Annotated in this window: 18 protein-coding genes; 14 read left to right on the top strand and 4 right to left on the bottom strand. The window is 52.1% G+C overall.

Translation table 11 applies throughout. The features are described from left to right. Window positions 1-206: 206 nt before the first annotated feature. The 3 genes from K7P01_RS20010 to K7P01_RS20000 form a co-directional block, all read right to left on the bottom strand. Window positions 207-1,502 carry an STM3941 family protein gene (locus tag K7P01_RS20010; RefSeq protein WP_267296353.1) on the bottom strand — a complete coding sequence of 432 codons (1,296 nt, stop codon included), beginning with the start codon at window positions 1,500-1,502 and terminating at the stop codon, window positions 207-209. After that, window positions 1,502-1,999, bottom strand: coding sequence for a PsbP-related protein (locus K7P01_RS20005; RefSeq protein WP_267296352.1), 498 nt, complete (start codon window positions 1,997-1,999; stop codon window positions 1,502-1,504). Before K7P01_RS20005 ends, K7P01_RS20010 begins: the two co-directional genes overlap by 1 nt. 207 nt (window positions 2,000-2,206) lie before the next feature. Next, the gene (locus K7P01_RS20000) at window positions 2,207-3,169 is read right to left on the bottom strand and encodes a tryptophan 2,3-dioxygenase family protein (protein ID WP_267296351.1); all 963 of its coding nucleotides are present in this window, start codon (window positions 3,167-3,169) and stop codon (window positions 2,207-2,209) included. 74 nt (window positions 3,170-3,243) lie between these two features. On the opposite strand from K7P01_RS20000, the gene K7P01_RS19995 reads away from it, so the two are divergent. Genes K7P01_RS19995 through K7P01_RS19980 form a run of 4 tightly spaced genes read left to right on the top strand, consistent with a single transcriptional unit; the run spans window position 3,244 to window position 6,389 of the window. Continuing rightward, window positions 3,244-4,464, top strand: a complete 1,221-nt coding sequence (locus tag K7P01_RS19995) for an acyl-CoA dehydrogenase family protein (RefSeq protein WP_267296350.1) — start codon at window positions 3,244-3,246, stop codon at window positions 4,462-4,464. A gap of 53 nt (window positions 4,465-4,517) precedes the next feature. Continuing rightward, window positions 4,518-5,435, top strand: coding sequence for a hypothetical protein (locus K7P01_RS19990; protein WP_267296349.1), 918 nt, complete (start codon window positions 4,518-4,520; stop codon window positions 5,433-5,435). Between the two features lie 56 nt (window positions 5,436-5,491). Then, a complete protein-coding gene (locus K7P01_RS19985) occupies window positions 5,492-5,857 on the top strand; it encodes a tellurite resistance TerB family protein (RefSeq protein ID WP_267296348.1) in 366 nt (121 codons plus the stop codon). A gap of 7 nt (window positions 5,858-5,864) precedes the next feature. Beyond that, a complete protein-coding gene (locus K7P01_RS19980; protein ID WP_267296347.1) occupies window positions 5,865-6,389 on the top strand; it encodes a hypothetical protein in 525 nt (174 codons plus the stop codon). Between the two features lie 7 nt (window positions 6,390-6,396). Here the strand turns inward: K7P01_RS19980 and K7P01_RS19975 are convergent, their stop codons facing one another. After that, window positions 6,397-6,834 (bottom strand): CBS domain-containing protein, encoded by a 438-nt coding sequence (locus tag K7P01_RS19975; RefSeq protein ID WP_267296345.1) that lies wholly within the window; start codon window positions 6,832-6,834, stop codon window positions 6,397-6,399. 87 nt (window positions 6,835-6,921) lie between these two features. Here K7P01_RS19975 and K7P01_RS19970 point away from each other — a divergent pair, with 87 nt between their 5' ends. The 10 genes from K7P01_RS19970 (at window position 6,922) to K7P01_RS19930 (ending at window position 19,374) form a co-directional block, all read left to right on the top strand. Continuing rightward, entirely contained in the window at window positions 6,922-8,337 is a 1,416-nt protein-coding gene (locus K7P01_RS19970; protein WP_267296343.1) for a vWA domain-containing protein, read from the top strand. Between the two features lie 139 nt (window positions 8,338-8,476). After that, on the top strand, window positions 8,477-9,433 hold the full coding sequence (locus K7P01_RS19965) for a transketolase family protein (RefSeq protein ID WP_267296341.1): 957 nt from the start codon (window positions 8,477-8,479) through the stop codon (window positions 9,431-9,433). A 377-nt stretch (window positions 9,434-9,810) separates the two neighbouring features. Beyond that, window positions 9,811-10,170: an ArsR/SmtB family transcription factor gene (locus tag K7P01_RS19960; protein ID WP_267296339.1), complete on the top strand. Its 360-nt coding sequence runs from the start codon at window positions 9,811-9,813 to the stop codon at window positions 10,168-10,170. A 17-nt stretch (window positions 10,171-10,187) separates the two neighbouring features. After that, window positions 10,188-10,625 carry an arsenic resistance N-acetyltransferase ArsN2 gene (gene arsN2 / locus K7P01_RS19955; protein ID WP_267296337.1) on the top strand — a complete coding sequence of 146 codons (438 nt, stop codon included), beginning with the start codon at window positions 10,188-10,190 and terminating at the stop codon, window positions 10,623-10,625. Window positions 10,626-10,724: 99 nt separating this feature from the next. Further along, window positions 10,725-12,617 (top strand): phosphoglycerate dehydrogenase, encoded by a 1,893-nt coding sequence (serA, locus tag K7P01_RS19950; RefSeq protein ID WP_267296335.1) that lies wholly within the window; start codon window positions 10,725-10,727, stop codon window positions 12,615-12,617. 83 nt (window positions 12,618-12,700) lie between these two features. Next, window positions 12,701-12,925, top strand: coding sequence for a DUF433 domain-containing protein (locus tag K7P01_RS19945; RefSeq protein ID WP_267296333.1), 225 nt, complete (start codon window positions 12,701-12,703; stop codon window positions 12,923-12,925). Window positions 12,926-13,048: 123 nt separating this feature from the next. Further along, a complete protein-coding gene (locus tag K7P01_RS32170) occupies window positions 13,049-13,294 on the top strand; it encodes a DUF5615 family PIN-like protein (RefSeq protein ID WP_397311128.1) in 246 nt (81 codons plus the stop codon). 402 nt (window positions 13,295-13,696) lie between these two features. Beyond that, window positions 13,697-14,773, top strand: a complete 1,077-nt coding sequence (locus K7P01_RS19940; protein ID WP_267296331.1) for an aminotransferase class V-fold PLP-dependent enzyme — start codon at window positions 13,697-13,699, stop codon at window positions 14,771-14,773. 200 nt (window positions 14,774-14,973) lie between these two features. Further along, the gene (locus K7P01_RS19935) at window positions 14,974-16,839 is read left to right on the top strand and encodes a M1 family metallopeptidase (protein ID WP_267296329.1); all 1,866 of its coding nucleotides are present in this window, start codon (window positions 14,974-14,976) and stop codon (window positions 16,837-16,839) included. 156 nt (window positions 16,840-16,995) lie between these two features. Next, window positions 16,996-19,374: a TonB-dependent receptor domain-containing protein gene (locus K7P01_RS19930; RefSeq protein WP_267296327.1), complete on the top strand. Its 2,379-nt coding sequence runs from the start codon at window positions 16,996-16,998 to the stop codon at window positions 19,372-19,374. Window positions 19,375-19,440: the final 66 nt, after the last annotated feature.

Here is a 19,440-nt window from a genome sequence, read left to right as displayed (position 1 = left end):
TACAAATGCTAGGATGGGGAAACAAACATATACACCATCGTGGTGTTCCCATTGGAGGCCAATCCTCGACACCTCATAGCAGGCCGACCTAGCGGGGAAAGCCATTGGTCGCTACGAACGTAACTAGATCTACGGTGTTGCTACGTCAATGCCCGGATAAGTATTTCTTATGCACCCTCTGCAACACTAAGTTCTGACTATTTAATTTAATCCACCCTTTGCATAATGCTATCCTGCATTACCAGATAATCCGTTTCTATCTCCCTAATCTCACCCAAGAATTTAATTGAATATCCAATATTGCCACCTCGAGGAACGCAATATTTTGCCAATGAATTCACAACCCTTATCGCAGATTCCTTTATGACGTTGTCTTCATGTAACTCTCTTACTCGAATTATCGATTTATAACCTGGAGGTTGAGAAACGGCTATCAACAAACATACGGAATCTCCATTAGCGCTATTTTGCTTGTGAATAGTCGGACCAAAAACAAGTCCCTCTTCATTTATCTTTTTCCCATCTTCATTCCAATTAATGATATAGATAATTTTTTCATCAAAATCACAACTTACAAATTTCCGAATCAAGCCATTTTCTCCATAAAAATAAGTAGGCCCGAATTTCTTACCATTGTACCAAAAGCCCTTTGTCATCAACGCTCCTCGCTCATTGTAGTAATATGAATATCCTTTAACCTTATCATTACTATATTCGGCCTCGCCTTTTATGCTACCATTTTTATGATAGTTTATGTATTTCCCTTCACGCTTTCCATTGATAAATTTTATTTCTTCTTTAATCACGCCTTCATAGTAGTAAGTCTTTGCAAGCCCGTGCTTAACACTATCCCTCAGGTAAAAAAATTCAGACTTTAAATTCCCATTTGAATATCTTTCAATTCTAACCTCACCTTCATTTTTACATGAGAAAAGTGCTAAAAAAATTATACTACAGACAACCATTCTTACTAACGACTTCGCCGTCAGCAACCCCATCTGTACACGTTCCTTCCGCGCTTCCGGCGCCAGGCGCGCCATCTCCAGAATAAACTGTCCCAGCTTCACCTCGTCTACCGACACAGCGCCCAAATGGATATTCAGTTCCTGTGCTCCAACGCTCTTATTTAGTCCGGCGGCGGCCCGTCTGAAACGGCCCTTCTTCCGCGACGGCTCGTATTGCTTATCCACGATAAGGCAAATAAACTTTTGCTGATTGATGTTCAACAGGTAGGCGTCCTGAATAACTTCCCAGTTAATAAAGTCCGTATACGCCGTGCGATCAAAGACACCGATCTCATTGAGAATAATCTGCGGCCGACGGTCGAACATATTAAACAACGAGATGGGTATACCCAATGCAAAGAAACAAATACACCCCCATGCACCAAAACGCGAGGCTTCAGGATCCTGCAGCATCCATATACCAATGGCAACAAATATCAGGCACGGGACGAGCAGTATGAGTGCCTTCCAGGGAGATTTATACAGCTTGATTTCCATCAGAAGAAAGAGAAGCTTTTCATCACGTCAGTCGCTACATTTTCGTAGCTGGCATACTGCGTCGTCTCTGCGGTATAGGTAAACAGGTAGGCTGTTTGGCCTTTAATGAACCAGTATTGTTTCAGTTTCAGATCGCGGCCGTTGTAGGCCATGGTAAAGATAAATTCCTTGCAGGGCTGTCCGCCAATGGTGGCGTCCTTGAGGGATACGATCGCATCATTGCCCGCAAACTGGATGACTTGCTGGCGGGTGAGCTCGGTGTATTGATCGAGGTTCATCGGCTGCTGCGCCAGGTCTTGTAACATGAGGTTTACGTTCTCCTGGAAAGCGTCCTGCTCGTTCTCCTTTGGACTAAGGAAGGCTACGGCGTTCAAGCCAGCCTGGTTCTGCCAACGCTCCGGGTAACGCACGTTGAATTTGTTCAGCGAATTGGTATAGGTGAGGAATTTGGTTTGTGGCGTGAAGGCTAATAAGAGACTTACAAACAAAGTTATCATAACAGAATAAAGTTGAAGCTTGTCAAATGTACCGGGTTGCCAGGGCAGGAAAAAATCATTGTAAGGGTTAATCTTACATGGAATGCGACACTGTTGTGGTTCCTCGCCAGTCTGAAGACTGACATTGGGGTAGGTCCATTCCGATAGCTATCGGAACGCCCTCCCTTCGGTCGGAAGACTTGAACCAGGTACGCCGTGCGTGCAACGTTATTTTGCAGCGGCATCCATAAACGCTGCCTTGCCCCACTCCTGCAACTCTTGTTCGGACCAGAGAGTCGGGAAGAATGAGATTTTCTGGAAGCGCGGGGGCAGATATTTCTGCCAGTTAGTGCCGCCGGTAGCCTTGATGTCCTCGGGAGATTTGTGCAGGTAATGACCCGCTGAACGCATGTGCGCTAACGGCCAGAGCACGTTGGCCAGTGTATCGAATTCGCGGAGGCGCGCGACAATGGCATCGCGCTGCGGCGATGAGGAAAAATGTCGTTGATATAGCTGCCAGAGGTTGGTCGCTTTTAAACGCTCGCCCATCTCTTGAAACTCAGTGGTGTATTTCTGTTCGAATTGCCGGAGTGTGAGTGTTTTTGTGCCTGACGCAAGCTCCGTCGCACCGCTGCGCCAATACAGCTTTTCCAATAGCGCCGGGATAGCGGCGCCTTGCATGGTGGGCCGGTCGTTCAGGCTCACCAGGTTGATCATGTCGGTGGAATACAGCTCGATCATGCGGTATTGCGCGGATTGGAAGCCGCTGGCCGGTAACAATGCCATGCGGAATTTAAGGAATTGCTCTTTTTCCATACCCTGCACCATGACGTCGAAGGAATTCTCGAGGTGACGAAAATAGCGGATGATGCGATCCAGGCGATCAATAAAGAACGCTTCGCCGGGTTGCGGGTTTGCGGTGATCTGCTCCAGCTCGTGCAAGATCAACTTGAAATACAGCTCCGTGATCTGGTGGTACAGAATGAAGATCTTTTCATCCGGGAACTGCGTTTTGGGGTTTTGCAGGCTTAGCAGCGTATCCAGGTGGATGTAGTCCCAGTATGTGAGGTAGTCGGCGTACAACAGGCCATCGAGGTACGACGACAGGTCCTGGCCCATGGCATTGTACTTGGCTTGCAGTTTTTTGAGCTGTTCTAACAGCACGGGGTCTACGGGTGTATTATCCGTCATAGGGGCGTATCGGAATGTAAATTAGTTGCGTAAATTGGTGCGCAAGTTATTATGTCCTAATCCCATTTCAAATTATGTCTGCACAAACCGCGACCCCTGGCCTTGGCAAGAAATCCCTGAAACAGGATACTTTCGAGCACCCTGACTTTTATCAGCTGGACGATCTCTTTACCGAAGAGCATAAGCTCATTCGCAGCTCGATCCGCGACTTTGTGAAACGTGAGATCTCGCCCTATATCGAAGACTGGGCGCAACGCGCACACTTCCCGTACGAGATCGTCAAAAAGTTTGGTGATATCGGTGCCTTTGGCCCGACTATTCTACAAGAATATGGTGGCGGTGGATTAGACTATATTTCCTATGGACTTATCATGCAGGAGATCGAGCGCGGCGACTCGGGCATGCGCTCGACGGCGTCGGTGCAGGGCTCGCTGGTCATGTACCCCATTTATAAATTCGGCAGCGAAGCACAACGCAAAAAATACCTTCCCAAGCTGGCCTCCGGCGAGTGGCTGGGATGCTTTGGTTTAACAGAACCCGACCACGGTTCCAACCCTTCGGGTATGGTCACCAACTTCAAAGATATGGGCGACCATTACCTGCTGAACGGCGCCAAAATGTGGATCTCCAATTCACCCCGCGCGGATGTGGCGGTGGTCTGGGCCAAGAACGAAACCGGCCGCATCCATGGGCTCGTTGTAGAACGTGGCATGGAAGGCTTTACCACACCCGAGACCCATGGCAAGTGGTCGCTGCGCGCGAGCGCTACGGGCGAGCTGGTGTTTGACAATGTGAAAGTGCCGAAAGAAAACCTGCTGCCGGGGAAGAGCGGTCTGGGTGCGCCCATGATGTGCCTGGACTCGGCCCGCTATGGCATTGCCTGGGGCGCGATCGGCGCAGCGATGGATTGTTATGAATCTGCCCGGCGGTATGCCGTGGAGCGCATTCAGTTCGGCAAGCCTATTGCGTCATTCCAGCTGGTACAGAAAAAGCTGTCGGAGATGCTCACCGAGATCACCAAAGCCCAACTGCTCAACTGGCGCCTGGGGACCTTGATGAACGAAGGGAAAGCCACGACGCCGCAGATCTCCCTGGCGAAGCGTAACAATGTACACGTGGCGCTGGAAATCGCCCGGGAAGCCCGGCAAATTCACGGCGGCATGGGTATAACCGGCGAATATCCGCTGATGCGTCATATGATGAACCTGGAGTCGGTCGTGACCTATGAAGGTACGCACGATATACACCTGCTGATTTTAGGTAACGAGATCACTGGCATTCCCGCGTTTGTATAACCTTAGCAACAGCTGCCTGTAAAAAATATAGTAGATCCTTTTGCTCTTCGAACGTGAGACGTATTATTTATGTGGGAATGCTGGCGATGATCGCCGGCTGTGGTAGTGATGACGGTAACGAACAACAGTATACCATCGAGCCGCAACTTGATTTTGTGTCGGTAAATTTTAGTCGCGGCGCCGGCACGTCAACACCGATCGATACCATCGCGTTAACCTTTCGATACCGGGATGGGGATAGCGACATCGGACTGTCGGAACAAGATCAGGATGCCCCCTATCAGGCCTTTAACTTCTTTTTGGAAAACGGCAGCACGCTAACGCCGGTACCCGGCGGCCGGGTCGATGCCGTCTATAACGGAGGTATTTCGTCGTTTGTGCTGGTCTCCCCCGGTACGGCTACCGGAAAGTTAGTCACGCTCGAGACCCGTGAAAAACCAGCTTTCAGCGAACTTCCGCCGCTACTCTATCCGTACTCGTGCCTGAACTACCGGGCCGGAAACGTGCTGGTAGCCGCCGACAACAAGAACATCCTGGACGACTCACACGTCATCGGCGATTCCCTCACCATGTCGGGCAAGAAATTTTATATACTCTCAACGGTGGACAATATACTCTACTCCGAGCGCAATGAAAATGCGCTTAACCTATACGTTGATTTCCTGGTAGAAGGGAACAATGGAACGTATACGGAGTTCGACTTCACGCGCGACTTGCCAACCAAGGTTTGCGCACAGGGGTTTGACACCCGCTTGCCGCGTCTCGCCTCTCTCACGCCTGGCCGCCACACAGATTTTGTCTTTGACCTTAACATCATCTCACCGAAAGAAGGCGAAATTACCTATGCGATGGCAAGCTCCGGCTTCCGGGATCTTTTCACGGGCAAAAACATGAAACTACGTGTAGTACTGAAAGACCGCGCATTACATGCAAGTAATGTTATTGAAACCCCCATTTTTCGTGTACAATAAAATCGTATTCACAAAAGCAACATCATCGAACTGAACCTTTTCTACATATCCTGATCATGGCAAACCTCTCTTCTTTCCCCGACTTTATTGTTTTCCTCTACGTGCACTTGTCGCAAGCCGACAACCAATACGACCCGGCCGAGATAGCTGCCATCAAAAGCAAGATGGCGTCCCTCTACCCCGCCGGCACGGACCTCGAGAAGAAACTTTATACCACCATTCGCGAATACAACGCCATCGATAAAGCCCGGTTGCCCGAGCTATTGGAGACTTCGGTCCGCCAACTCGGTCCAGGTCATGGCGCCGACCACGAAGCGATCCTGACGACCATGCAGGAGATCATTCGCGCCGACGGCCAGGTAGCGCCGTCGGAGACCAAAGCCTTAGAGGCGCTTACACAGCTGATTGCACTATCGAAATAACATTCGCATGACACGCCGGGGACTTCTTGCTGCTATACCACTGCTGTTGCTCTTCTTATTGGCAGCGTGTGACAAGCGCCAACAGGCGCCCAACGCCGCAACTTCCATAGACGAGGCGGTTGGCCCGGCTGTGCTACACGCATCGTTGCAAGACACGCTGTCGCCAGCGTTTTTACACGCGCTGCGATTGGAGAAGGTAGAAGGATTGAACGTGAAGTATCTCTCGGGGCACGAGACACATTACTTTGCCTATATCGCTGACCCCGACGCTGTGTTGCGCGCGGTGGTACGCACTGCCTTTTCAAAAAATGTGGCCAGAGCAGATACTGTCTGCCGCCGCATTGACTATCGTGCGTTGGCCATGCTCGCGCAGCCACTGCATGCCACCGAGCTGGCAGCGGGCGCTTTCTTTTGGGAAGCCGACGCAACAGACTTTGAAGTATACGAGTGCGTGCGTGGACCAATACGGCATACGTTGCTGATCAGCCGCGCGACGCGGAACGTATTGCACCGGGTGGAGTTTAGCGCCTGATTTTTCTTTACCGGTGGCCGGTGATGTAAACTTCCAGCTCTTCAATAATACCGCGTTGCTCGTCGATGATGCTCCGCACCACGTCGCCGATGGAGATCATGCCGCAGAGACAGTCGTTATCGAGCACCGGCAAGTGGCGGATAAAGTTGGCTGTCATAAGCTTCATACAATCCTCGATGCTGTTGTCTGACGATACCGTTACCGGATCCGTCGTCATAATGTCGCTGATGAGGGTATCTTTTGACGAACGTCCTTGTAAGATCACACGCCGGGCGTAGTCGCGTTCGGTAAAAATACCCAGCATCTTTCCATCCGCGTCGGTGATGACTAACCCGCCGATGTTCTTCTCCGACATAAGCTCGATGGCCCTGTAGACCGTCGTTGTAGGATCGACCGAGAAAACCTGGTTCCCTTTCGCCTGCAGAATGTTTCTGACTTTTCCCATACCAGTTTGCGTTGTCTTGAGGAGAAGTTAATCATTTTCGTGCCTGGAAACAATGTGATTTCGGGAAATCCACACGACCTTGCGTCCATGACCAATTTCAGGGAGATCATGGGCAGAGCGTTACGAGTCAAATGGCTGGTGTGTTTGGTAGTGGGCATGATGGGATGGTCGTTTTCCGTGGCGCAAACCAAGCTGCAACAGAAGTTACCTGAAAAGACGCGCATCCTGTTTCTGTTTGATGGTTCGGGCAGCATGCTGGAGCCGTGGGGGCGCAACCAGACCAAGATGAGCATTGCGCGCAACATTCTCACCAAGGTAGTCGACTCGCTGAAACAAAACGACAAACTGGAATTGGCGCTGCGTGTGTACGGGCACCAGTTCATGAAAGAGGTCAACAACTGCAAGGACACCAAGCTGGAGGTGCCGTTTAAGGCCAGGAACCATGCGCAGATCATGTCCAAGATCGATGAGATCAAGCCCAAAGGCGTTACCCCCATTACCTATTCGCTGGAACAAGCGGCCAAAGACTTTCCCGGCAACAGCGTGGGTTATCGCAACATTGTGATCCTCATTACCGACGGCATTGAGTCCTGCGGGGGCGATGTGTGCGCCACCTCGCGCGCATTGCAGAAATCGGGGATATTTCTAAAACCCTATATCATCGGGTTAGGCCTGCGGGCCGAAAAGACGCTGGATTGCGCCGGCAAATATATCAGCGCCGAAACACCCCAGGAGTTTTACCGCGAACTGAACAAAGCCATCGAGTCGACATTTGCCCATACTACGGTAAGCGTAGAGCTGCTCGACGCCAAGCGGCAGCCGACGGAAACCAATGTAAACGTAAGCTTTGTCAACACGCTTACGGGATTGGGTCTATACGACTTTGTGCACTATCGCGATGCCCAGGGGCGTCCGGACTCGGTGCAGGTAGATCCCGTGGTGGATTACGACCTGGTAGTCTATACGTTGCCGCCTACCATCAAGCGCAACGTAACGCTCGAGAACGGGAAACACAACACCATACGCATCGATGTGCCGCAGGGCAACCTGGTCATTCAGCAGGAAGGACGCACGGACAGCAACCTGGAGGCCATTGTGCGACAGAAAGGAAAAACAGAGGTGCTGAACGTCCAACGCAGTACCGAGAGCATCCGCTACCTGGCGGGTGCCTATGAAGTGGAAACGCTGACCCTCCCCCGCCGCAAGTTTAGCATCGATATACAGGGCGGCAAAATCCAAAACGTCTACCTGCCGGCGCCGGGCATTCTCAACCTCAACACCATTGCCACCGGCTTTGGCAGCTTGTATGAAATCCTGGCCGACGGCACCCAGGAATGGGTCTGCGACCTGGATAACCGCCGGCCACGCTTCCCGCTGACGCTGCTGCCGGGCAAATACAAGATCGTATTTCGCGTAAAGAACGCCGCCGGCAGCAAATTTACAGGCTCGCGAACCCTCACCCTGAAAGCGGGCGAGACGGCCACGGTGAACGTCTTTAACTGACCGGGGCGATGGCAAATAGTGCAGCCGGGGCACTGGCAGATACGAAATTTATTTACGACTTTCGCAACGCTTTGCCGGTGCCAACCGTGCGGGCCTGCCTGTCGGTAGACGGGACAGACGAAACAACGCTACTATCTCCATGACCAAATTCACCTTCACTGAAAAGAAAGACACACGCTCGGGCTTTGGCGTCGGGCTGCACGAACTGGGCAAACAGAATCCGAACGTGGTAGCGCTTTGCGCCGACCTGACCGGATCGCTAAAGATGGATGCCTTCAAGAAGGAATTCCCTGAACGCTTTTTCCAGATCGGTATTGCCGAAGCAAACATGATCGGCATGGCGGCGGGTATGGCGATTGGCGACAAGATTCCGTTCACCGGTACTTTTGCCAACTTCTCGACCGGCCGTGTGTATGACCAAATCCGCCAGTCCGTTGCTTACTCAGATAAAAACGTAAAGATCTGCGCGTCACACGCCGGCCTCACCCTGGGTGAAGACGGTGCCACGCACCAGATTCTGGAAGATATCGGCATGATGAAGATGCTGCCGGGCATGACGGTAATCGTACCGTGTGATTATGCCCAGACCAAAGCCGCTACGATCGCGTTGGGCTCACACCACGGCCCCGCTTACCTGCGCTTTGGCCGTCCCAACTGGCCGATCTTTACCGCTGACCGCCCCTTCACCATCGGCAAAGCCGACAAGATGCTGGACGGCAAAGACGTAACGATCTTTGCCTGCGGCCACATGGTATGGCAAGCTGTTGAGGCCGAAGCGATCCTAGCCGAGAAAGGCATCAGCGTGGAGCTGATCAACATCCACACCATCAAACCACTGGATGTAGAAGCCATTCTGACCTCTGCGAGCAAGACCGGCTGTGTGGTAACGGCCGAAGAGCACCAGATCAATGGTGGTCTGGGTGACGCCGTTGCCCAGGTATTGGCACGTCACAACCCGCTGCCGATCGAAATGGTTGCCGTAAACGACTCTTTTGGTGAGAGCGGCACGCCCACGCAGCTGCTGGAGAAATACGGGTTGACTCCTAAAAACATCGTAGCTGCAGCAGAAAAGGCGATTCAACGTAAGAAGAAATAATCGGTTTAGGCCGTACATTTTACAGGGAGGCTGTCCAATCAGGACAGCCTTCTGCTTTTCAGAGGTGGTTAAAGGCGGGATACGGTAGACTCAAGCTAGTGTTGCGCTAGTATTAAGCTAGCGATAAGCTAGTCCTAAAGGACCAGGACAAGACCCTGAGATGTCTCAGTATTGAGTCAGTGTATAGTCAGACTATAGCCAGATATAAGTCAGTGCTAAAGGACTGAGAAAAGACCCAGACATCCTTGGTTCAAGTGGCACTTTAACACCCTCTATCCAGAAAATTATCAATCAGACCCTGGCACCCCACAACCTTAAAAAATGGGGGTTGACAACGCCCCAGATAAATCGTATTATTACGATCTAACCAACTACCTATGGGGGCAAGTAAAATCGACGGTTTTACGCCGGCGCAGCTACATTTGGCCGAATATGCTCATGCGCTCGGGCATCCGGCGCGCATTGCCATCTTGCAGTTCCTGGCGCAACGCCGACGTTGCCTGTGCGGCGATATCGTCGACGGCCTGCCCCTGTCCCAGGCAACGATTTCGCAGCACCTGAAGGCCCTTCGGCAGGCGGGGTTGATCAAAGGCCACAACGATGGCCCCAGCGTACATTATTCGATTAACGAAAAGATCTGGAACCGCGCGCGTATGGCGCTGGGCAATCTCTTCCTGCATTGTACGCCTTCGGAAACGCAGGAAACTTCCGCGGTCGTTATGCATTCGCCGAATTGATCCCTTACATTAGCCGCATGGAACTGACCTATCGACTCATCGACACTGCAGAACGTTTTGAATCTTTTCGCACGTTGCTGCGTGCCTCGGGTTTGCCCGCGGACGATCTCGACTATACACGCGATCTACTCGTGGGCTACTATGAAGGCGACCAACTCGTGGGCACGGGCGCACTCGAAGTATATGACACGTACGCATTGCTTCGCTCCCTGTCTGTGAAGCTCGGTATACGTGGCCAGGCCGTTGGCACAAACATTACCGAATATTTGTTAGCCGAAGCGCGTGGTCGCGGACTGAAAGGTATATATTTACTCACCGAGCGTGCACGCGGCTTCTTTCTGAAGAAAGGGTTCACCGACGTAGCGCGCGAAGCAGTGCCTGACGCTATCAAGGCGTCGTCTGAATTCTCGTATGTGTGTAGTACGTCGGCCGTAGTCATGCATTTACCGCTGTGAGCACCGGCACCAACGGACAACCGTTAGGGCAATTAAAATAGGGCCTATCACATCGTACATCGTACAGGATAAATTACATTTGCGCTTCATTTCCTACCCATGAAGCTGAACAAGTATTTTGTCATCGACTTTGATAGCACCTTTACAAAAGTAGAAGCATTCGATGTGTTGGCCGACATCTCCTTACAGGATCACCCTGAACAAGAGGAGCGCAAAAACAAAATTGTCGCCATCACCAACCAGGGTATGGACGGCTCGATATCATTTCGCGAGTCATTGGAGCAACGGCTACAGCTGCTGGCCCCCAGCCAACACCACCTGCCGGCGTTAATCGCGCGCCTGAAAGGCAGCGTGTCCGAATCGTTTAAGCGCAACAAAGAGTTCTTTCAGAAATACGCCGACAACATTTACATCGTTTCAAACGGTTTCCGGGAATTCATCGAGCCGATTGTTACGGAGTTTGGCATCAAGCCAGAGAACATCCTGGCCAACGAGTTTCGCTTTGACAGCGACGGGAAGGTGATCGGCTTCGACACGGAGAACCCGCTATCCGCCAATGGCGGCAAGGTTACCCAACTGCAGAAACTGAACCTCGAAGGCGACATTTACGTTATCGGTGATGGTTATACGGACTACGAAATCAAGCAAGCCGGACTTGCCAACAAGTTCTTCGCGTTTACTGAAAACGTGGCCCGTGAAAACGTAAAAAGCAAGGCCGACCATGTTACGCCGAGCCTGGACGAATTCCTTTATCTGAACAAATTGAATACCGCGATATCCTACCCGAAGAACCGCATCAACATCTTGTTGCTGGAGAATGTCCACCCGGTCGCTGTCGAGCTGCTGCGTGCCGAAGGCTTTAACGTGGAAACCTACCACGCCGCCATGACGGAAGACGAGCTGATCGAAAAGATCAAAGATGTATCGGTACTCGGTATCCGTTCCAAGACCATGGTGACGGCGAAGGTACTTGAACACGCCAACCGCCTGATGACGATCGGCGCATTCTGTATCGGCACCAACCAGATCGACCTCAAAGAGGCTACACGCCGCGGCATAGCCGTCTTCAACGCGCCCTTCAGCAACACCCGCTCGGTGGTAGAGCTGGCCGTGGCCGAAATGATCATGCTGATGCGTGGCATCGTGGACAAGTCGACAAAGATGCACCAGGGCGTATGGGACAAATCTGCTAAAGGTAGCTTTGAAGTGCGTGGCAAAAAGCTTGGCATGATCGGTTACGGCAACATCGGCACACAGCTGTCGGTCATTGCCGAATCGCTGGGCATGAAAGTACTGTACTACGACACGGAAGAGCGCCTGTCACTGGGCAATGCCGTGAAGTGCAAGTCGATGGAAGAAGTGCTGGAGCAAGCCGATGTGATCTCGATGCACGTAGACGGCCGTAAGTCAAACGCGAACCTGATCGGCGCGAAAGAATTCGCGCTGATGAAGAAGGGCGTGATCTTTATCAACCTCAGCCGTGGACATGTAGTCGACATACAGGCGCTACGTGATAACGTCCTGAGCGGAAAAGTAGCGGGTACAGCCATCGACGTATTCCCCTACGAGCCGGTGAGTAACGACGAAGAGTTTATCAACGAGCTGCGGGGCCTGCCCAATACCATTCTCACGCCGCACATCGGTGGCAGCACCGCCGAGGCGCAAGAGAACATCGGTCGCTTTGTGCCGGGCAAGATCATGGACTATATCAATACCGGCAGCACGTCAAACAGCGTTAACTTCCCGAACCTGACGTTGCCGATTCTGACGGATGCACACCGCCTGATCCACATACACAACAACGTACCGGGTATCCTGGCAAAGATCAACCAGACGCTGGCCGATCACGGCATCAACATCGCCGGCCAATACCTGAAGACCAACGAGCTGGTAGGTTATGTGATCACCGACATCAACAAAGAGTACAACAAGGATGTGATCGCGAAGCTGCGGGCCATCGAGCATACCATAAAATTCCGGGTGTTGTATTAATGGGGAAATGTGGAGTATTATATTCTGCCGGCACGGATAAACTTTCATAACAAAATTCCGTATATTGAGGTATGGAAAACCTAATGGACAGAATATCGATCAATCCCGACATTTGCAATGGTAAACCTATTGTCAGAGGGCTGCGGATTACAGTAAAAACCGTTATGGAGTATTTGGCTGCGGGCGAATCGCAGGAAAATATACTAAAGGCTTACCCCTTCCTCGACTCAAAAGACATTCTTGCTTGTATACAGTTTGCCTCCAGGTTCCTGGACAAGGATGTTAAAATCATCTCGTTGCAAGCCTGACCATGTCAGAAAATAATGAGGAGCTTGCATTTCTCGTTGACGTAAACTTACCTCGGTTTTTCCGGTTCTTTCATTCTCCTCAGTTTACGTTTGTTGTTGACCTCGACGGTTCCATGAAGGATCGTGAGATCTGGTCTTACGCCCTCGAGCACAATCAAAATCATTTTGACGAAAGATGCCGATTTCTTCCATCGGTGTCTGGTTTCGAAAGAACAGCCTAAGATTGTTCATTTTGAAATTGGCAATACGACGCTCCAGGAATTACATCGATATTTTGACCTGCACTGGCATCTGATTCTGCAACTACTGGGAAAAATGAACTATACCCTTGTCGTTGCGCGAGACAAGACAATCGAAGCTATTTTATAAGAAGCGGGAATGTATAGGCAAAAAAAATACCCAATGGATTTGGTGGGTGTTTCTGAACCCCATAGAAGACAAGTTTTGAGCTGCCGTCGTTCGCAATCTTCTTCTGTTAACCTGCTTTTTGGGCGAGGTCCCGACGAATCGGGATGAGGCCTGATTTTGACCGAAAGCTTCACTCGGTATTGTTTATAATTGTTAGGTTCAGCAAACGTGTCCCAAATCCAAGGGTGATGCAAACTTAGGCAAAAGCATGAGACCTGGCAACTATTTTTCGGGAACCTATCGAGCGGCAATTCGGTCAGGGGTCGAACGGCTATTTGTTTGGCTGTTCTGTGGATTTCTTCGTACAACTTTTTGCCACCGGTGCCGAATGATGCTGTAGAACGTTTATTTTTACGTTCTATTATGCGCCCCAAAATCAATTTTACGCCAGGCCCTTCCCAGCTTTACTTCACTGTCGAAGACCATGTACGCACAGCGTTCCGCGAAGGCATCCCTACCTTGTCGCACCGCAGCAAACAATTCGAAGCGATCTACCGCAAGTCGGTAGACGGCCTTCGCACGCTGCTCGACATTCCCGAAAATTACACACTTGTCTTTACCGGTTCTGCCAACGAGATCTGGGAGCGCATCATCCAAAACCTGGTAGAAGAAAAATCTTTTCACCTGGTGAATGGCTCTTTTTCCAAACGCTTTTTTGAGATCGCGCAACAGCTCAATAAAAAGCCTGAAAAGATCGAGGTTGCCATGGGCAAAGGCTTTGATGCTTCGATGGCTATACCTGCCGGCACGGAGCTGATCGCGGTGACTCACAACGAAACCTCCTCGGGCGTATCCCTGCCGATGGAAGTCATCGCAGGACTGCGCGCCAAAAATCCGGGCGCGCTGCTGACGATTGATGCTGTATCTTCCCTGCCCTACCCTTCGTTTGACTATACACAATTCGACTCCGTGTTTTTCTCGGTGCAAAAGGGCTTTGGACTACCGGCTGGTTTGGGTGTGTGGTTAATCAATGATGCGTGTGTGGCCAAGGCTGAGCAGTTGTTGACGAAGGGGATTTCGATCGGATCGTATCATTCCATCCCTTCGTTGTATAGCCATGCGCTGAAGTATCAGAACCCGGAGACGCCCAACGTACTGGGTATCTATCTGCTCGCGCAGGTGGTGGAAGATATGGTGCGGCGCGGTATTCAGAATATTCGCAAGGAGACAGAATATAAAGCGGCGATCCTCTATAAGGCTTTACACGATAACGGGCTGACTAATCCGTTCGTACAGGAGAAAGCCTTCCAATCCAATACCGTGATTGTGGCGGAGTGTGGGGAGCATACGGAGAAGATCACCAAGCTCCTGGTAGAGAATGGCATGCAGCCGGGTGATGGGTATGGCGCGTTTAAGAAGACACAATTGCGGTTTGCTAATTTCCCGACGCATTCGAAGGAGCAGTATGAGCTGCTCGTGGATACTTTGGCGAAGGTTTAGTGCCCAACTAATACCCCTCGCCAGTCTGAAGACTGGCATTCAACAGGCACATTCCGATAGCTATCGGAACGCCCTCCCTTCGGTCGGAAGACTTGCGCCAGATGGGGCCGGAAAACCTAATGTTACCGTAGCATTACCAATGGCTTTGTAAAATTCGCGGGTTTGGATATTTTGCCAGAATATTCATTAACCCATGCGTCATGTTTCGTAACAAATTCTTCTTTTTCACACTTCTGCTGACCTTTGCCGGGCACTGGCTGCCAGCCCAGGACTACCGGTGGCAGCAACGCGTCGAATACGTCATGGACGTTACGTTGGATGTGAAAACCCATAAGATGACCGGTACGCAAAAGCTTACCTATTACAACAATTCCAAGGACACCCTCCGCAAGGTGTATTATCATTTATACTTTAATGCTTTCCAACCCGGGAGCATGATGGATGTGCGCTCGCGCAACATTTCCGACCCGGACGGACGCGTAAAAGACCGCATCTTCAAATTGAAAGACGACGAAATCGGCTATCAACATATTCAAAGCCTTAAGCAGGACGGCAAGGACACGCAGTACAAGGTGAATGGTACGGTCCTGGAAGTAACCCTGCCGAAGGCCTTGTTACCCGGCGCCAAGACGGTGTTCGATATGAAGTTCGAGTCGCAGGTGCCGTTGCAGGTGCGCCGCTCGGGCCGCAACAACCGCGAGGGCGTAGCCTACTCCATGACACAGTGGTACCCTAAACTGGCGGAGTATGACTTTCAGGGATGGCATGCCTACCAGTATGTAGCCCGTGAGTTTCACGGCGTATGGGGCGACTTCGATGTGAAGATCACGCTCGATCCGACGTTCGTCATCGCCGGCACAGGCAAGCTCAAAAATGCCGATAAGGTTGGTTATGGTTATGAGGAACCGGGCACCACGGTAAAACGCCCCGCGGGCGACCTGACCTGGAACTTTGTGGCTAAGAATGTCATTGACTTTGCCTGGGCGGCCGACCCGGACTACCTGCACGACCGCGCACAGGTGCCCAACGGCCCCGAGCTGCACTTCTTCTACCAGAAGAACGACAAGATCCTTGACAATTGGAAAAAGATGGAAGGCTTTGCCATACGCCACTTCGAGCACATGAACAAAACCTTTGGCAAATATCCGTATGACTCCTATTCGATCATCCAGGGGGGCGACGGCGGCATGGAGTATCCCATGTGCACGCTGATTCTCGGTGAAGGAAGCCTGGGTGGCCTGGTGGGCGTGATGCTGCACGAAGCGGCCCACAGCTGGTACCAGGGTGTGCTGGCCTCGAACGAGTCACTCTACCCGTGGATGGACGAAGGCTTTACCGACTTCTCCAGTCAGGAGTCGGAAGCGGTCCTGCTCAACACGTCGTTGGCCGAAGCGCACGCCGGCAGCTACAATGCTTATTTCTCGCTGATCAAGAAAGGACTGCAAGAGCCCATCAGCCAACACTCGGATCACTATAACACCAACACGGCTTACAGCACGGCTTCGTACGCCATGGGTACGGTGTTCCTGCACCAGCTGAAATACATTATTGGTGAGGAGAACTTCTACAAAGGCATGCGTCTATACTTCAACACCTGGAAGTTCCGTCACCCCGAGCCCAACGATTTCATCCGCGTCATGGAGAAAGTCTCCGGTTTACAACTGAAATGGTATATGAGCTATTGGGTGAACACCACGAAGAAGATCGACTACAGCATCAAAACCGTATTGGAAAATGGCGGCACGTTCGTGACGCTGGAACGCATGGGCGAGTTCCCGATGCCTGTAGACCTGGTCGTTACCTTCAAGGACGGCAGCAAGCAATTATATTATATACCGTTGAATGAAACGATGGGTGGCAAGCCCGACGAGAAGGTTATACCCCGCAAAGACCTGGAGGTGTGGCCATGGGTAAATCCAACGTATACGCTGAAGATCGATCGCCCCGCGGCCGAGATTGCGTCGCTGGAAATCGATCCTTCGCAGCGTCTGGCCGATGTAGACCGCAAGAACAACACCGCTGATCTGTCCAATGGGCTCAAGGCCTATAGCAATATTATCCGTTAGAAACGGGGATCCGAACCGAGCATAAAAAATGTGCCGCTGAACATCCGTTCGGCGGCACATTTTTTTGTTTGTAACCCTACCGGCAGGCCATCAGGAGTAATAACCATTGCTCCCAGAACGCTTGGAAGTTGCGAAGGGGACGTTCAATTTTGACGCATGAAGTACGTACTTGCCATTCTCTTGCCCATTCTTTATCAGATCGCTGTGCTAGCGCAGGACCGCCCTGCAAGCACGGTGGCGGGCGCAGTCGCCGATGAGCATGGAGAGCCGGTTCCGTTTGCCACCGTGGCCTTATACCACGTGGTTGACTCGACCCTGGCGGTGGGTGGTGTCTCCGACGTATCGGGGGCCTTTTCGTTGGCTGTAAAACCCGGACGGTACTACCTCAAGGTTACGTTTGTTTCCTATCGCGATAAGATTGTGCCCCGTGTACATGTTGCCAATACGCCCCTGGCCCTGGGGACGATTGTCCTCCAAAGCAGCGCCGATGTATTACAGGAGGTGGTGATTGAAGGCGAGCGACCGGCCATGGAGCTGCAATTGGACAAACGCGTATTTAATGTCAGCCAGGATCTGAGCAATGTCGGCGCCAACGCGTCAGACATCCTGGGTAATCTGCCCTCGGTAACGGTAGATGTAGACGGCGCCGTAAGCCTGCGCGGCAGCGGTAACGTGCGCATCTTAATCGACGGCCGCCCTTCGGGCCTTACCAGCCGCGACCCCGACGCGTTGCGCAAGCTGCAGGGCAATCTGATCGAACGGATCGAGGTCATCACGAACCCCTCCTCGCGGTACGACGCCGCGGGCGAAGTAGGCATCATCAACATCATTATGAAGAAAGACAAGCGCGGCGGCCTCAACGGCACGTTCGTGGCCACGGCGGGAAACCCGTACCAGCTCGGCGCGTCGTATAGCATCAACTACCGTAAGAATAACATCAACCTCTTTTCGAGCTACGGCATCGACGACCGCAATGCGCCGGGCTTCGGCTCGTCGTATCAACGGTATACCAGCGAAGACACCAGCTTTGTATATTCACAATATAACGAGCGCGAGCGCGGCGGCCTGGCCCACAACGTCATGCTGGGCCTCGATTACTTTCTGACCGAAAAGACCACGCTGACAGGATCTTTTCTGTACAACCCCTCCTTTGGCGTGAACCACTCCACCAATACGTATCACGACTACGACGAGGCAGGCACGCTTACCCGCAACGTTGTCCGCACCGAGCGCGAGGAAGAAGACGAATCAACGCTGGAAGGGACGCTGAGCTTTAAGAAAGATTTTGAACGCAAGGACCAAAGCCTGACGGCCGACGTCAAGTGGATTCGCGGCGTAGACGACGAAGCCACCCGGTATAGCGAAGGCACTCCCGGTGGCGACCTGACGTTGCAGCGCGGGTTAAACAATGCCGACGAGACCAACTGGCAGGTACAGCTGGACTATGTGCATCCGGTTGGCAAAGAGGGTAAGCTCGAGGCTGGCCTCAAAACGGCTGCGCGCATGATCCACAACCTGTACTCGCTGGAAACGCAGGAAGACGATGACACCTGGACGCCGCTGCCCGCGTTCACCAACAACCTGGAATACAACGAACACATACATGCTGTCTACGTCATGGGGGGCAATGCGTTTGGTAAGCTGTCCGCACAGGGCGGCTTGCGCGGCGAATATTCTGACATTACCACGACGTTGACCGAGACAAACGAATCCAATCCGCGCACATACTTCAACCTCTTTCCCAGTGCCGGGTTGTCGTACAAGCTAAAGGACAGCAACACCCTGCAGCTGAGCTATAGCTATCGCATCAGCCGTCCTGATTTTCGCGACCTGCTACCCTTCTCCGACTTTCGCGACTCGCGCCAGTTTTTCATGGGCAACCCGAATCTGAAGCCGGAGTATACACATTCCTACGAGCTGGGCTATCTTATCGAATGGGGAGAAGGTTCGATACTTTCCAGCGTCTACCACCGCCATCGCACGGACGTGGTCCAGCGGATTGTGAGCGACGTAGACGAACAAGGCCGCACACAGATCATTCCCATCAACCTGGCGGAACAAAATGCTTATGGCGCCGAGCTGAACCTGTCGCACGCGATCGATACTTGGTGGAAGATCAATACGAGCGCCAATTTCTACCGGGCCATTACCGAGGGCACCTATCAGGACGAGGTGTTGTCGGCCGACACCTATACCTGGACCAGCCGCACGACATCGAAGTGGACGTTCTTCCGCAAGCTCGATGTACAAGGCTCTTTCAACTATCGCGCGCCGCGTGTTACCACGCAGGGGCGCGATCGGTCTACCTACTCGGTGGACCTGGGTACATCGTACGATATCTTTAAAGGCAAAGGCACTGTCAACGCGTCGGTGCGCGACCTGTTCAATTCACGCATTCGCCGGTCGATCGTCGACAACGAGGAATATTATTCCAGCTCGAAATTCCAGTGGCAGTCACGCCAGTTGCTCGTGACGTTTACCTACCGGCTGAACCGGCTGAAAGAGAAAGACTCCGAGCCTGCAGAGGAGATGTAAAAGATCGCGACCCGGGGCTGACGGCACTACGCCAATCGTTTGTACGATCCACATTTTGCGGTTAGC

This window comes from Parachryseolinea silvisoli (assembly GCF_021190955.1).
Taxonomy (GTDB): domain Bacteria; phylum Bacteroidota; class Bacteroidia; order Cytophagales; family Cyclobacteriaceae; genus Ohtaekwangia; species Ohtaekwangia silvisoli.
Note: the sequence above shows the minus strand (reverse complement) of the source record. Positions and strands in the feature narration are given on the sequence as shown.

Excerpts from the sequence above, each read along its gene's own strand:
- K7P01_RS20010 (WP_267296353.1), bottom strand. The coding sequence starts at position 1,502 with ATGGAAATCAAGCTGTATAAATCTCCCTGGAAGGCACTCATACTGCTC.
- K7P01_RS20005 (WP_267296352.1), bottom strand. The coding sequence starts at position 1,999 with ATGATAACTTTGTTTGTAAGTCTCTTATTAGCCTTCACGCCACAAACC.
- K7P01_RS20000 (WP_267296351.1), bottom strand. The coding sequence starts at position 3,169 with ATGACGGATAATACACCCGTAGACCCCGTGCTGTTAGAACAGCTCAAA.
- K7P01_RS19995 (WP_267296350.1), top strand. The coding sequence starts at position 3,244 with ATGTCTGCACAAACCGCGACCCCTGGCCTTGGCAAGAAATCCCTGAAA.
- K7P01_RS19985 (WP_267296348.1), top strand. The coding sequence starts at position 5,492 with ATGGCAAACCTCTCTTCTTTCCCCGACTTTATTGTTTTCCTCTACGTG.
- K7P01_RS19980 (WP_267296347.1), top strand. The coding sequence starts at position 5,865 with ATGACACGCCGGGGACTTCTTGCTGCTATACCACTGCTGTTGCTCTTC.
- K7P01_RS19975 (WP_267296345.1), bottom strand. The coding sequence starts at position 6,834 with ATGGGAAAAGTCAGAAACATTCTGCAGGCGAAAGGGAACCAGGTTTTC.
- K7P01_RS19970 (WP_267296343.1), top strand. The coding sequence starts at position 6,922 with ATGACCAATTTCAGGGAGATCATGGGCAGAGCGTTACGAGTCAAATGG.
- K7P01_RS19965 (WP_267296341.1), top strand. The coding sequence starts at position 8,477 with ATGACCAAATTCACCTTCACTGAAAAGAAAGACACACGCTCGGGCTTT.
- K7P01_RS19960 (WP_267296339.1), top strand. The coding sequence starts at position 9,811 with ATGGGGGCAAGTAAAATCGACGGTTTTACGCCGGCGCAGCTACATTTG.
- arsN2 (WP_267296337.1), top strand. The coding sequence starts at position 10,188 with ATGGAACTGACCTATCGACTCATCGACACTGCAGAACGTTTTGAATCT.
- serA (WP_267296335.1), top strand. The coding sequence starts at position 10,725 with ATGAAGCTGAACAAGTATTTTGTCATCGACTTTGATAGCACCTTTACA.
- K7P01_RS19945 (WP_267296333.1), top strand. The coding sequence starts at position 12,701 with ATGGACAGAATATCGATCAATCCCGACATTTGCAATGGTAAACCTATT.
- K7P01_RS19940 (WP_267296331.1), top strand. The coding sequence starts at position 13,697 with ATGCGCCCCAAAATCAATTTTACGCCAGGCCCTTCCCAGCTTTACTTC.
- K7P01_RS19935 (WP_267296329.1), top strand. The coding sequence starts at position 14,974 with ATGTTTCGTAACAAATTCTTCTTTTTCACACTTCTGCTGACCTTTGCC.
- K7P01_RS19930 (WP_267296327.1), top strand. The coding sequence starts at position 16,996 with ATGAAGTACGTACTTGCCATTCTCTTGCCCATTCTTTATCAGATCGCT.